The organism is Frankia sp. Mgl5, from assembly GCF_023242985.1.
GTDB lineage: Bacteria > Actinomycetota > Actinomycetes > Frankiales > Frankiaceae > Parafrankia > Parafrankia soli.
This window is the reverse complement of record NZ_JALKFY010000550.1, coordinates 1-342: the sequence shown is the minus strand read 5'-3', so window position 1 is coordinate 342 and position 342 is coordinate 1. Positions and strand designations below refer to the sequence as shown.

Annotated in this window: 1 pseudogene; it reads left to right on the top strand. The window is 74.6% G+C overall.

Annotated features, from left to right (window positions below):
• Window positions 1–342 (top strand): annotated as a pseudogene (locus MXD62_RS10575) (potassium-transporting ATPase subunit B); the annotation flags it as partial.

The following is a 342-nucleotide window of genomic DNA, read 5'->3' as shown; positions in this document are numbered from 1 at the left end:
CTCGCGATCACCGACCCGTCGGCGTTCGGCTGGATGATCACTGTGTGGCTGTGGCTCACCGTGATCTTCGCCAACCTTGCCGAGGCCGTCGCGGAGGGGCGCGGCAAGGCGCAGGCCGCCGCCCTGCGCCGGGCCAGGACCGAGACCGTCGCCCGCCGGCTCGTCGGCTGGCGCGCGGGTCAGCCTGTCGAGAGCGCCGCGGTCGAGAGCGTGCCGGCGCCGCGCCTCGCCCAGCACGACCTGGTCGTGGTCGAGGCGGGGGAGCTCATCCCCGGGGACGGTGACATCGTCGAGGGCATCGCCAGCGTCGACGAGTCGGCGATCACGGGCGAGTCGGCGCCG